Annotated in this window: 13 protein-coding genes and 1 other annotated feature; of the genes, 5 read left to right on the forward strand and 8 right to left on the reverse strand. The window is 42.2% G+C overall.

All coding sequences use genetic code 11. The annotated features are described in order from the left end of the window. Positions 1 to 76 precede the first annotated feature (76 nt). From ypeB to NSU15_RS20660, 4 genes are all read right to left on the reverse strand, one after another. Positions 77 to 1,435, reverse strand: coding sequence for a germination protein YpeB (gene ypeB / locus NSU15_RS20645; protein ID WP_339287425.1), 1,359 nt, complete (start codon positions 1,433 to 1,435; stop codon positions 77 to 79). Between the two features lie 359 nt (positions 1,436 to 1,794). Continuing rightward, the gene (gene prsW, locus NSU15_RS20650) at positions 1,795 to 2,490 is read right to left on the reverse strand and encodes a glutamic-type intramembrane protease PrsW (protein ID WP_042129603.1); all 696 of its coding nucleotides are present in this window, start codon (positions 2,488 to 2,490) and stop codon (positions 1,795 to 1,797) included. 247 nt (positions 2,491 to 2,737) lie between these two features. After that, positions 2,738 to 3,352 carry a genetic competence negative regulator gene (locus NSU15_RS20655; RefSeq protein WP_042129604.1) on the reverse strand — a complete coding sequence of 205 codons (615 nt, stop codon included), beginning with the start codon at positions 3,350 to 3,352 and terminating at the stop codon, positions 2,738 to 2,740. A gap of 262 nt (positions 3,353 to 3,614) precedes the next feature. Next, positions 3,615 to 3,998, reverse strand: coding sequence for a hypothetical protein (locus tag NSU15_RS20660; RefSeq protein WP_042129605.1), 384 nt, complete (start codon positions 3,996 to 3,998; stop codon positions 3,615 to 3,617). Between the two features lie 85 nt (positions 3,999 to 4,083). Between NSU15_RS20660 and NSU15_RS20665 the strand changes: the two genes are divergently transcribed. After that, entirely contained in the window at positions 4,084 to 4,989 is a 906-nt protein-coding gene (locus tag NSU15_RS20665; RefSeq protein ID WP_339287426.1) for a polysaccharide deacetylase family protein, read from the forward strand. Positions 4,990 to 5,053: 64 nt separating this feature from the next. Here NSU15_RS20665 and NSU15_RS20670 read toward each other — a convergent pair whose 3' ends face one another. From NSU15_RS20670 to NSU15_RS20680, 3 genes are read right to left on the reverse strand one after another with little or no spacing between them, the layout of a single operon-like run. Next, positions 5,054 to 5,896: a metallophosphoesterase gene (locus NSU15_RS20670; RefSeq protein WP_339287427.1), complete on the reverse strand. Its 843-nt coding sequence runs from the start codon at positions 5,894 to 5,896 to the stop codon at positions 5,054 to 5,056. Beyond that, the gene (locus tag NSU15_RS20675; RefSeq protein ID WP_339287428.1) at positions 5,890 to 6,261 is read right to left on the reverse strand and encodes a hypothetical protein; all 372 of its coding nucleotides are present in this window, start codon (positions 6,259 to 6,261) and stop codon (positions 5,890 to 5,892) included. Before NSU15_RS20675 ends, NSU15_RS20670 begins: the two co-directional genes overlap by 7 nt. Then, a complete protein-coding gene (locus tag NSU15_RS20680; RefSeq protein WP_042129608.1) occupies positions 6,258 to 6,851 on the reverse strand; it encodes a CPBP family intramembrane glutamic endopeptidase in 594 nt (197 codons plus the stop codon). The genes NSU15_RS20675 and NSU15_RS20680 overlap by 4 nt, the downstream gene beginning before the upstream one ends. A gap of 115 nt (positions 6,852 to 6,966) precedes the next feature. Here NSU15_RS20680 and NSU15_RS20685 point away from each other — a divergent pair, with 115 nt between their 5' ends. Further along, entirely contained in the window at positions 6,967 to 7,878 is a 912-nt protein-coding gene (locus tag NSU15_RS20685) for a hypothetical protein (RefSeq protein WP_076119783.1), read from the forward strand. A 110-nt stretch (positions 7,879 to 7,988) separates the two neighbouring features. Continuing rightward, positions 7,989 to 8,219, forward strand: a binding site (T-box leader). 243 nt (positions 8,220 to 8,462) lie between these two features. Further along, entirely contained in the window at positions 8,463 to 10,055 is a 1,593-nt protein-coding gene (serA, locus tag NSU15_RS20690) for a phosphoglycerate dehydrogenase (RefSeq protein ID WP_042129612.1), read from the forward strand. A gap of 72 nt (positions 10,056 to 10,127) precedes the next feature. Here serA and NSU15_RS20695 read toward each other — a convergent pair whose 3' ends face one another. Continuing rightward, positions 10,128 to 10,961 carry an SDR family NAD(P)-dependent oxidoreductase gene (locus tag NSU15_RS20695; RefSeq protein ID WP_339287429.1) on the reverse strand — a complete coding sequence of 278 codons (834 nt, stop codon included), beginning with the start codon at positions 10,959 to 10,961 and terminating at the stop codon, positions 10,128 to 10,130. Positions 10,962 to 11,133: 172 nt separating this feature from the next. Here NSU15_RS20695 and NSU15_RS20700 point away from each other — a divergent pair, with 172 nt between their 5' ends. Together NSU15_RS20700 and NSU15_RS20705 are read left to right on the forward strand one after the other, a co-directional pair. Then, a complete protein-coding gene (locus tag NSU15_RS20700; RefSeq protein WP_339287430.1) occupies positions 11,134 to 12,090 on the forward strand; it encodes a YafY family protein in 957 nt (318 codons plus the stop codon). 122 nt (positions 12,091 to 12,212) lie between these two features. After that, a complete protein-coding gene (locus NSU15_RS20705) occupies positions 12,213 to 13,463 on the forward strand; it encodes a HAMP domain-containing methyl-accepting chemotaxis protein (protein WP_042129618.1) in 1,251 nt (416 codons plus the stop codon). The last annotated feature ends 101 nt before the right edge of the window (positions 13,464 to 13,564 follow it).

The following is a 13,564-nucleotide window of genomic DNA, read 5'->3' on the forward strand; positions in this document are numbered from 1 at the left end:
CACCCAATGAGATAAATATTAATTGAATTTAAAAATAAAAAAGGGCTCATCCATATTATGGATAAGCCCTGTTCTTTCACTTTTGTTCAACTCCCGAAGAAGCTCTGATTTCTTCCACAGACTCTTCAATGCCATCATCCGCATTAAGATAAATACGATACTGAGTACCATTTACCTCTCCGCCAAATTCGTAAGTCAAGACTTCTACGGAGTCCTCATTTTTAATCCAAGCCATGCGATGATAGTTCTCCTTGAAATCCGAATTCAGGAATTTCTTTGCTTCCGCAAGGGAGAGCTTAGGCTTTGGAATCTTACGATTGTCCTTATGTTCATTGACATATTCGCTAGCCTCAAATCCAACCGTTGTCCCAGTATCAAGTCCTATGCGAATCGTCATTTTCTCAGGATAAATCAATACATCGTTCTGGCTGGTTACAAAGGTTAAATTCCCAATATTATCATAACGGTCAGCGTTCACCGCAGTCATATGAGGATATCCCTTTTTCTTAAGAAACTGCTCTGCCTTGGTAACCGCCTCTTCTAAAGATACCTTAGCTGGACCAATCTCACGGTTATCATAATAAGAGATCAGCAAACCACCATTTTTGGTGAAATCCATACTGATAATCTGCTTATTATTCGAACCGCTGACAGTAGCCGTATAGGAAGGCCAATCCGTATTTTTGCCGTTTTCTTTCACATCTACCTTAGCATTGGAGCCTGCATTTGCAAACTTAATGGCTTTACGTTTGATATCTTCAACTGAAACAGGGGTGCCCCCCAGCATTTTTACAGAACGTTTATCGTAAATGCTTGCAACTGAAGGACCCCAATCCAGTTCAGGGTAACCTTCGACGCGTTTGTCCACCGACTTGAAGCCGTCAATAATCGAATTATCCTCTGCCTTTTTCTCTGTAGCCAGTGCGGTTTCGACATCCATCCAGCGCAGGCGGCTACCGATCACTTTATTCTGAACATCTTGCAAATCTTTAGAGATTTCTCCAGAACTCTTATACAATGCTTTTAAATTGCTCAATTCACCATCTGTCAAAGGCTTCTTAGCGAAATCACGAATCCCGGCTTTATAAGAAAAGTTAGAGATTTTGGACAGAAACTCCTCCGTTTTACTAAATGGCAGTAATGTGAGCGGCAACTGATTAATTTCATTTTGTGCTTCACTGGTCATTCGCCACACATTAACAAGTCCTTTGCGGTGCATCCCGTTAGAAGCGGAGTTAACAGCTAGTGTGTTCCCGAGCTCTCCATGAAGACGTTCCACATGGTAAGACAAATCATGAAAGGCACGCTGATATTGGTTCTCCGCCTTAATTAGAATCGCATTCTTCTCCTGATTCTCCTGATAACCCCACACGAGCGCTCCAATTAACAGCAGCGCAGTCAGGGGGAACATTACAGCACTTAATCTTTTGTACATAGGGCTACAAGACTCCTTTCGATAGCTTATTGGCGTTAGTTTGACAATAAACTAGGAGTCTTATGCACCCGTCTGTAACACAATGTGACTAAAGTGTATGAACAAAGCTAATTCCTTCAAAATTTCATATCATAGCACTTAAGCTCTCTCTTCAATCTCAAAGCCACTGCTATTACTGCAAAGGCATTGCTTAAAGCCGGTCTGAATAACACCCTGCTCTTTTATCCCTCTTAATATGTAGGTCTCACCGCATTGTTTGCAAAGTATACGGACTTTTATACGCAAAAAAAGACACCTCTCTCCTCTCTGGAATTCCCCGCTAAGGAACAATCCTTTGAATATAAGTGTGTCCATCTCGATTATAGGTTAACCTCTTCTTCTCGTTTCAGAAAGCGGAAAGGGGATCGGCTGTTAGCCCTATCCACTTTCCCCATTCCTCCGTACCATAGAATAGCCATCAGAGGAACAATAAACCATATCCAGTAGTTAGCTGTCGTACTCAAAATAAAGTCATAAATCCCATGCCACAGCCATGGCAACAAGATAGAGATCAACAGAATCCCTTTTGTTTTAGCTCCTTTTGAGAACTTGGCTCTCCCTAAATGATAGCCCATGATTACACCAAACATAGCGTGTCCAGAAACCGGAAGCAGCGCTCTCAGGAACATGGAACCGATTGATGCATTGCTATACCAAGCATACATTATATTTTCTATTGTTGCGAAGCCGAGCGAAATCGCTACGGCGTATAGTATCCCATCATATGGCTCGTCAAATTCGGTGTGATTGTAAATCATATGGTAAAGCACAAACCATTTTAGACATTCTTCCACGCCAGCGGATATGAGAAACGACTCCACATAAGGACCGCCATTCAGCCCCAGCATTAGTCCTCTCTGAATGATCATAACAGGGAATACAATCAGAAGGCCTAGCAGGAACACCTTAATAACGATATGAAGCGGTTCTTGATCATACTTATCTTTCAAATAAAAAAAGGTCAGCAGAGCAAGTCCCGGCGCTACTGCCGACGAAATAACCGATAACACAAGCACCGAATAACCTCCCTATATCCCTAGCGCCTTATTCTGCTGATTACAGCAAGGCAGATAACAGCTTTAATTCAAGAATGACCGCCACACCATCAAGAACAAGACTAGGGCTAATCAGCCAAGCATAAACGCCTTTGGCGTCCTTATAAGGACGGTAAGCGTTTATGCGAGAAATATAAGGATAGAGTATAGTGTGAAACTTATACTTTCTTATATTTCAAAATGATGCTCATCAGCCCTATCATGCTAATTAATCCTGACGCTTAAAATGAGTGCACAACAACTGGACTGCATTCTCCGACATTACTGTCTTCCCGTATTCGTCGAGAACAGCTTCTGTAACCGGTGAGGAATCTCCAAACTCGGCAAGTACGCCAACAAGACCTGACAACGCCGTTTCTTCAAATTCCTTTGGATCGAAGTACAGATACCATTTATTGTTATAAGAATACAGTTTCCCCTGGGAAGTAATATTACCGATGAGCACATGAGCCGCTTCAACAAGAACCTCGAAATCGCGGAATGCATATACAATGGAGTCGCTTTGTTCAAGAGTAACTTCCATTTCGTAAATCTCTTCTGGCAATTCTTCTTCCCCGGACGCACCGTACTGATGGTGATCATATTTTCCTCGGGTCACTATAACGACCATGCCTTGCGCGGGCAATGCGAAAACTTCTACGGCAAGCGGACCAGTAGCATCAAAACCTAGTTCACTATATGCTTGATCCATCATCTCCGTAAACAGGTCATGTACCTTGGGAACTTCCTGCCACATGTCTTCCTTCTGGATGCCCCGCTCGCTCAGGTCGTCAAAAGTGAGGAAAATCCGTATCTTATCTTGACTTAATCGCTCTATTCTCATGACAGGATCCTCCTTTTGCAAGCTCATTTATTATAATGTATGATGAGTCCCGAGTAATGAGCCAAAAATGGTTACTATGTATGTATGTTATCATTTTGCAGAGATAAATGCACGAAAATAAATATATAAAATCCTCTAAAACGTTGCCACTACTGAAGAGCCTATTCTACTTCATAAACCATTTTCAAGAGCTTGAATATAAAAAAGAATCATCCTGAGGAATATTTCATCCTCAAAATGATTCTGAAGGAGACCTTTACGGTTACAATCCCGGTATGGCTGTATGCGTATCTTTTAGAATCTGCTCCACTTCGCTCTTCACTTCAGGATTGTTGCGAATGAAATCCTTTAGTAATTTGAGATTGGATTCTTTTGATTTTGCCGGCGATTCCATTTTATGCTCAGAAGTTCCATTGTTCGAGCCATTACTTTGCGCATTATTGCTTGCATTACTGCTTGAAGCAGCAGTGTTACCAAATCCTGTCGTAGCCATACCAATTATTTTTTCTTTTGCTTTATCTGCGGCCCCGCTCATGGAACCACCTGATTGCCCCAGCGAAGACATTAAAGAATTCCGCTTTTTGGACATAATCATACTGGCTGCGGCGCCCATCAGCACCCCGCATAAAAATGACGAAGTATTCATAATCCCAGCCTCCTTGTATGGTAAAATCATGTTTAGTGTTCGCGTAAAGATTCCAGCTCATACAACCTAATCACAAGAAAGCGAGATGAAAAAAGTGGGTAAAATGACATCAGTGCTGCTATTAGCTACCTTGCTGCTGACTTCCTGTAGCAATAGCGGAGGAGATAGCAACAATACTAAGGAAACAACCACAACAAATAATCAGCCCACAGCGGCAGCTACACAGAGCGTAGAAACAGAGGCACCAACAGCGGAAGTTGCAGTCACCCCTACACCTCAAGCAACATTAGAAGGTGAAACTGCAGGAAGTAACACCAATACTGGGGCTGAAGCCTCTGCTGAAGTTCCACTTCAGTACCATATGAACAAAAATTATGATATCGTCCCCAATGAAGAATCAACAAATAAAAAGGTTGTTTTGCTTACGTTCGACGATGGTCCCAAAGATGCGAATATGATTAATCCATTAATGGATGTTCTGGACAAGCATCAAGCCAAAGCCATTTTCTTCGTCAATGGTTACCGTGTTAAAGCGCATCCCGAGCTTTTAGAGTTAATTCATAAACGCGGAGGAATTATTGGCAACCATAGCTGGGATCATATTATTCTCAAAGACAAGTCTTATGCAGAGGTTAAAAAGCAAATCGAAGATGTTCAGAGCATTGTTAAGGAGACTATCGGTGAAGCCCCTCACTTTTTCCGCCCTCCACATGGTGCTGGCGGTGATGTCGGCAAAAAGATTGCCGCTGAGAACGGGATGCTATATATGACCTGGTCCAACGGATCTTTAGACTGGGAGATGAAAGAGAAGGAAACTGAAAAAACGGATAAATTGATCAAAAATGTAACGGACCAGTTGCACTCCGGGAGTAATATTCTGATGCATGAGCTCCCTTGGACAGTCGAAGCCTTGGATAAGTTGCTTACTACACTTGAAGGCAAAGGTTATAGCTTTGTAGATCCCCGCAGCATTGAGCTTAAGATGCGTTAATTCCGGAATAGAACAAAAAAGGTAATCACCTTACGAAGAGGTGATTACCTTTTTTTATTACTAACTACTCTTTCTCTTTTCGGAGGGTTAATACATGCATCTCGGCAGGACTCCCCCAGCGGATTGGCAAGTGAGAGGTTCCAAACCCTCTACTGATCAACAGCTTTGCTTCCCTTCCAGTTCCATCCCTTCTGGGCCACTGAAACATTCCCGCATCATATTTATGATAGAAATTTTCTACATGCCTGCGACCCAAAAAAGGAAGTATAACCTGTCCTCCATGCGTATGTCCTGCCAATATCAGATCAGCAGGCACACTTTTCTGTATGGAGAGCCAGAGCGGATCATGAACAAGAATGATCCGACAAGTAACATCTAAAGCATCAGGCATTGTAAGACGCGGAAATGGACGATATGAGGTCTTACCACCCTTTTTCGGAAAATCCACTCCCGTTAACCAAAGAGATGCTCCCTCACGTTCAATACGCACATTTTCATCCATTAACAGCTTTGCACCACTGCCATTAATAATCTGATCAACCCATGAAATATCAGCCCGATAATCATGATTTCCATGCACTACATAAGTAGGAGCGATAGAGGTGACAAGCGTCATATTATCGGCCAGTCGATCTAGAGGACTATTTTTTTCCGTTAGATCACCGCCTAGTAAAACAGCATCTACTTTTCCCTTTAACGGATTCAATAACGCTGATGGAAGGCGTCGCCGATGGATGTCGGTTATAAATAAGATCCGAAATCCATCAAACACATCAGGGAGAGACTTTAGAATTATTTCCTCGGTAATAATTCTGTTTCTAAAGGCGTTACTCACCATAATCACTGCAATAATTAACCCGATCAGAAGCACAGCCCCGATCAATCCCCATAACCAAACGGTCACCATAAAGTTCTCAAAGGCGGCGCCCCTTCGATACCCCACCAGAGGAGCGCTGCCAGCAATATAACAAAAATGAAGATCAGTGAGTTTACGAACATTTTGCTAAGTCGAACACGTTCTGAAGAATACGTATCCGAACGTGATGGAACAGTTTCTTCTTGCTCTTTGTTCCCACCGTTAGTTCCCTTAGTAGAAGCTGCCGGACGACGGCGCGCTTTCCTTGATAAAGTTGCCGTTGCTGTCCTCGAATGATTGCTCTTTTTAGGAGCGCCCTCCGATCGCGGATTCGCTTTTTTACTTTTGCTAGGTGTTTTGCCTTCGCCACCACGCTTTTTCTGACGAGACTTCAACCGGCTCAATTCCTCACTCATGATTCCCTCCTGTAGCGGATCACCAGACCAGAGAATAGGTCGATGAAGAAATGACATAGTATAGGTGCCCACAGGCTACCTGATTGAATGTATATATATCCAAGACCATAACTGCTTAAGAATACCCATCCGGTAGGTACAAAGTGGCGCAAATAACGAACATGAATAAGTGCGAATAGAATACTCGTCCAATAAGGACCTATGGAATATTGAATCGCTCCTCTGAACAGAAGCTCCTCACATATCGATACCATTGCTGCAATTATAACAATATGCCATACAGGCCGATTTCGAAATAAAAGATCGTTTATTCCACCGTCATCCATACTTTCTTCAGGTACAATATGAGTCAGTAAATAATCAACTACCAGCATTACAGCGGCCAGTCCAAGACCCCATGCCACAAAATGTACGCTTTCTGGAAAAATTAATAGCTGAAACGGATTTCTTTTCTGAAATAATATCCATATCAAACCGATAATTAATGTAAGCCCCTGAGTAATGTAGAGATTGAGGAGCAGAAGACGGTCTGTTAACTGGCCTGGTTCTACTTTTTTTATCTTAATCTCACCAAATTTGAATTTTTTCATCGTGACCTGCCTGTTCTTTAATTTTTTCGGGCAGCTCCGAAAGAGAAACCGTCCATAATGTTGCTATCAATACATAATACATAGGATAATTCCCCCAGAAAAAGGAGCACTAATTATGAGCCAACGTAACTCCCGTACTCAAATGCTATACACCCTATTTTTTTTGTTTTTCCTTATTTGCGCCTTCGCCGCATTTTTTACAGGCGTCAAGGTTGGCGCAGACAAGACGGAAGCTAAATATGAGCAACAAAAGAACAGCAATGGATATGGATTAGAAGAATTCACGGGCTCTTACCAACAGAAGGATCTTGTTACTTTCTATCATAACGTATTTTTGCCTTATCGGGAATTCAAGCAGAATTGGAACACACAAGTGGACAAGCTGGCACGCAGTACAGATGCCCGTATGAACGCAGCAGCTATCAAGAATCTCAGCCTTCTAGCAGATAAGCAATATGAAAGAGTTAACCAGGACTCTATTTTTTCCAACTCTCCATTATTGCATCAATCACAGCTAAACATTCTCAAAAGCTTAACTTTATTCTCCAAAGCTTCTGGTGAAATAAGTGCAAGTGCATCTGGTGCAGAGACGGCAAAATTGCTGAAAAATGATCCTTATACTGCCGGCGCGGTTAAATTCGGATTGCTCGCACAAAAGAACTTTTATGATTCTATGCTAAAGTGGGGCTCTAAGACAAACCAGAAAATTCCTTCTGATGCTGGTGAGCTAAAAACAATGTCCTTTATACAGTGGAAAAAAATGCCCCTTCTCCAAAAGAACGCATCTATTGCTGATATCATGTTGAACCGCGGAATTTTTGCAGCCTATGATCCTCAGGACATTACTGCAAAAATAGACGATTTGATTCATTCTGGTACTGCCAGTTCATTGAATCTTACGGATGTCCAGTCCTCTGTTACCCTGCTTATTTCCACAGGTGCTATACAGACAGAGGATTTTATGAAGTGGCGACAACAGTACTATAGCAAGGAGACGATTCCACAGCTCCCGTTTTTTTATGAGTAGAGCCAGTCATTGAATCATAACGAAAAATGAAGTTCACTTCAAGAAAGCCTACTTTCAAAGCCTATTGACACATTTACATTACCGTGTTACATTATGAAAAAATTAATCAATCAAAAACGATGATGGAACAAAGATTCTGATAGTCTTCAGAGAGCCGGTGGTTGGTGCAAACCGGTGACGAACAGATGTCTTTAGCGCTCCTGAGATATTGTATCGAACCTTAAAGTAGGTACAATCGGATCAACTCCGTTACCAGTGTGGCCTTTGCAGGCCAATGAGGCTGCTTCTTCCAAGTTGCAGTGAATTAGGGTGGTACCACGAAGATAACTCTCGTCCCTTACTACGGCAGTAGTATGGGGGTCGGGAGTTTTTTTAGTTCCTAAATACCTAATTTATACTACCCTTTTGCCCAAAGTTACCGATTCCGCGGCACTTTTGCACGCAATTTCTTTTATGCGACACCGCGTTGATCTACTATTATCGCATGTTTTTCTCTACTAGTTTGTGAAACTTCAGGTATTGTGGATTGCCAATAGGCGTCCTCGACATATAAAGCTTTTCAACTTTAAGGGGGATAAGAAACCATGTTTAAAGTATTAGTATCGGATCCAATCAGTGATTTGGGAATTCAGCAATTGATGGACGCAGAAGATGTAGTTGTTGACAAAAAAACAGGCCTCAGTGAAGACGAACTCATTGCAATTATCGGTGAATACGATGGCTTACTTGTCCGCAGTCAAACTACCGTAACAGACAAAATCATCGAAGCAGGAAAAAATCTAAAAGTAATTGGTCGTGCAGGTGTTGGTGTAGATAATATCAAACTGGATGCTGCAACAAAGCGTGGTATTGTTGTAATCAATGCTCCGGATGGAAATACAATTACGACTTGTGAGCATGCTTTCGCAATGATGATGGCTCTGGCCCGTCACATTCCACAAGCTTATGCAAAAACAATTGGTGGAACCTGGGATAGAAAAACCTTCGTAGGTGTAGAGCTTCGCGGAAAAACCTTAGGTGTACTCGGAATGGGCAGAATCGGTAGCGAAGTGGCTAAACGTGCCAAAGCTTTCGGTATGGAAATTCTTGCTTTTGATCCTTTCCTAACCGCTGAACGTGCTGAAAAGATGGAAGTTAAATTAGCTTCCGTAGACGATGTTGTACGCGGAGCAGACTTCATTACTGTGCACACTCCACTTACTCCGGAAACACGCCATATGATTTCTCGCCCACAATTCGAAGTAATGAAAAAGGGAATGCGTATCATCAACTGTGCCCGTGGTGGTGTTATTGATGAAATGGCGTTAGTAGAGGCAATTGATAGCGGTATTGTCGCAGGCGCTGCATTTGATGTATTCGAAAAAGAGCCACCTCAAGCAGATCACCCCTTCTTGTCGCATCCAAAAATCATCGTGACTCCTCACTTGGGCGCTTCTACAATTGAAGCTCAGGAAAATGTGGCGATCGATGTTTCGGAGCAAGTATTGCATATTCTGCGTAATGAACCGTTCATTAACGCTGTCAATATTCCTCCGGTGGCTCCAAGTGTAATGAACAAGCTTCAACCTTACTTCACGCTTGGAGAAAAATTGGGCAGCTTTGTTACCCAAATCGCAGCTGCTGCTATCCGTGAGATCCATGTTGAATACGCTGGGGATCTTTCAGATGTAGATACCCAACCCCTAACCCGTTACATTGTAAAAGGTGTGCTCTCCCGTCACTTTGCAGAGGACGTAAATATCGTAAACTCGATGCATTTGGCGAAAACACGCGACGTGAACGTAGTAATAACTAAAGCTTCCAAAACTAAGGGCTTTACCAACCTAATTACCGTTACTCTAAAAGCTGATCATGACCAAGAGTATCTTGTTGCCGGCACCCTGTTGCAAGGTTATGGAGAACGGATTGTTCAAGTAAATAAGTTCCCGGTTGATATTGCTCCTGAAGGTCATCAAATCTTCGTATCTCATAACGACAAAGTAGGAATTATCGGACTTGTGGGTACATTGCTCGGTGAGAACGATGTTAATATCGCATCCATGCAAGTGGGACGTAAAATTATTGGGGGCGCTGCAATCATGTTGCTGACCGTTGACAAAGCTGTTCCTAAGGATGTCCTAGTGAAACTTGCTGGTTTACCAGAGATTAACACTGCTGAAGAAATCATCCTACTTTAATCTATAACATAAAAAGGTCATTCCAGTATGTACTGGAGTGGCCTTTTTTTGATTTAACGAAACTTTTTCTTCCTATATTATGAATGCAGGGATGGTCCTTCCATCAGTATCGGTAAATCCATACTTTTCAGCTAGCTTTCCAACCAGCTGCGGCTCACCGGACATGGACATTACTTCCGGATCAGCGGCCAGTGCAGCCACAGCTCGACCAATATATGTCGTCGATCCACTCATTTTCAGCTCCTCGACCTCTTGCCAATGTTCCTCATCTGTGTTCATGGCTTCTAAAACTGCTTCTGTTCTCATCCATCCGGGTGAAAGTGGAATAACTGCAATACCGTCATCTTTTAACTCCTTCGATAGTCCGAAGGCCATACGTAAAAGTGAATTTTTAGAAAGATCATAATAAAAGTTGCCCAGATATTTATAATGATCCCAAAAGGTTGTATGAATAATTAGACCGCCAGTATTTGCCTTCCGCATGAGGGGAATTGCGTAATAATTCGTGATCAACTGTGCTCTCACCCCTGCATTAAACATATTCTCCCAATGAGCTGTAGATAGCTCCCAAAAAGGCTTCTGCTCGATAGCTAGATCATTGCCTCCCCATACGTTATTCACTAAAATATCGAGCCGCCCCTGCTCTTCAGCGATTTGACGGATCACTGCTTCTGTTTCCTGATCCTTCGTATGGTCACATTGGATTACCGCACCAGATCCTCCACCCTCTTTTATCTCTCTAAGTACGCTATTTATGCTCCCCTTAATTGGTTCAGTGGCAGATACATCTATGGTTCTCCCTGTAATATAGACAAAAGCACCTCTTCTTGCTAATTCTAAAGCGATCCCTCTACCAGCGCCTCTACTGCTCCCCGTAACCAGTGCCACTTTTCCTTTCAATGTCATTCCCCTCAACCCTTTCAGTATGTTTTCAATTTCAGTATTCTGTGATCATTCCCTACGTTTTATAAGTATAGCCTTAATATATGACATCCACTGACATATATAATATAATCAAAATTTAGAATGGTTGAATGGAGCACGTCCAATATTTAATTCGAGGAGGAGTAAATAATAAATGCGAGCCGACCGTTTGTTATCTATATTGCTTCTATTGCAAAAACGTGGAAAAATGACTTCTCGAGAGCTGGCCCAAACACTCGAAGTGTCAGAACGAACGGTGTTTAGAGATATGGAAGCATTGAGTGCTTCAGGCATCCCGATTGTAGCTGAACGAGGGCGTGAAGGAGGTTGGATGCTTACAGAAGGGTACCGAACCTCCTTAACAGGTATGAAGCCACAAGAGATTGGTTCACTGCTTCTGTCCACTGACTCATCTATTATGAAAGATCTGGGGATACAGGACGACTTCTCTTCCGCTGTTCTCAAACTGGAGGTTGCTTCCTCTCATCGAACTAGTAACCCAGCAAATTATCTAAGCCAGCGGATCCATATTGACGGTGCCAGTTGGCATCCTTCGGATGAGACTTATCCGTTCCTTTCTGTACTGCAGAGAGCTCTTTGGGAAGACCGTAAAGTAAAAATCACTTATCTCCGGAACGACGAGACAAAAGTCCGGATGATTGAACCTCTTGGGTTAGTTGCAAAACGAGGAGTTTGGTATGTCGTAGCCAATATAGGGGATGAACTGCGAACCTTTCGTGTGTCCAGATTGATAAACGTAGAAGAGACCAATGAGCGGTTTAACAGGCCTGATGAATTTGATTTAAAACATTATTGGGAAGAGTCCACTACAGCCTTCAAAGCAGCACTGCCAAAATATCCGGTAAAATTAAGGGTTAGAACATCTGTCTTAAAAGAATTGCAACGTGAAAGATTCGTTTCTATCCATATGATAGAGCCATCTAGCAATGCAGAGTGGGTGAACGTAGAAGCCGAATTTAATACGATCGAGTCGGCCTGCCGGATAATCCTTTCTTTTAGTCCCTCGGTTATTGTACTTTCACCGCAAGAACTTTTAGAGATGGTAAAGTCTGCTATCGCAAAAATTTCCGCTATTTATGAGGATTTTTGACACGAAATCTAAAGAACTACTCCGAAAAGAAGATTTATGTCAGTTCTTACTATAGACCAATCACCTTTAAATCCCATATAATAACACCAATACATAATATTAATAAGGAGGACATTATACCAATGAACTGGATGCATAAACTTCCGTTAAAACAAAGAATTGTTGCCGGATGTTACCTCGTTGCCGCACTATTTGCCATTCCTGTTTTAGTTACTTTTATGATCTTAGGCAACATTATTTTGGGTATTGTTCTAATCGTCGTTCTTGCTGCTCTAACCTTCCCAGTGGCCCGCTTTATCGAGAGAACGCTTACATCTTCTTTTGATGACATCGCGAATGTATCTCATAGTATTTCAAAAGGGGATTTTACTAGTAGAGCCGACGAGAACGGGTCTATGGGGGACGTAAGCCGTTCCTTTAATACTATGATTGACAAGCTCAAGAAGATTTTGACAGAAGCATCACAAATCACTCGTCAAGTTATGGATGCAAGCCGTGGAATCGAAGATAAGAATCAGAATTTGAAAATTGTCATGGCACAGGTAGCCTCTTCGTCTAACGAGCTAGCTCTTGGTGCAAATGAAATATCTACGGATATCGCTGAAATGACAGAATCTATTAAAGATATTGAGAATAAAGTATCCAATTATACGAACTCAACAAAAGAAATGAACAGACGTTCAATACATACATTAGAGCTAGTTGAACAAGGACGCCAATCCGTTGATACTCAAGCTGAAGGCATGCGTAAAAACATCCAGGCTACTCAAAAAGTAGCTGACACTATCGAAGCCCTTTCTCAAAATGCTCGCGGCATTACGATGATCACAAAGACCATTACTGAGATCGCTGAACAGACCAACCTGTTATCACTAAATGCTTCCATCGAAGCAGCGCGTGCAGGAGAACATGGTCGAGGATTTGCTGTAGTCGCACAGGAGGTTCGCAAGCTCGCTGAAGAATCAACGGCTTCTACGAAGGAAGTCTTTGGCTTGGTTCGGAGCATCGAAACTGATATTAAACAAGCGATTGATAATATCGCTATCAACGAAGAAGTCGTACAGGTACAGAATGAGATGATCACTCAATCTGCTCATATCTTTGCTCAAATCGTGCAAAGTGTACAGTATATTACCGAGCAGATCTCCTCCTTCTCTGCCGAAAGTGATCTTATGTTGGAAAGTGCATTGAAAATCTCAAGTGCAATCGAGAATATCTCTGCGATCACGCAGCAAACCGCTGCCGGCACCGAAGAAGTATCAGCCGCTATGAATGAACAAATTAATGCCCTGCAGTCCGTTGCAGAAGAAACTGAGAAAATGACTCAGGCTGTATTTAATCTACAGAAGACGATCCATATTTTCAAGTTTTAAGTGACGTCCAAATCATATAAACAAATTCAAAAACTGCTCCTAAGCTTAGACTTAGGAGCAGTTTTTTTATATCTATTATTTCATAGGTTCGACAAGACTTT

The organism is Paenibacillus sp. FSL E2-0201, from assembly GCF_037963325.1.
Taxonomy (GTDB): Bacteria; Bacillota; Bacilli; order Paenibacillales; family Paenibacillaceae; genus Paenibacillus_AQ.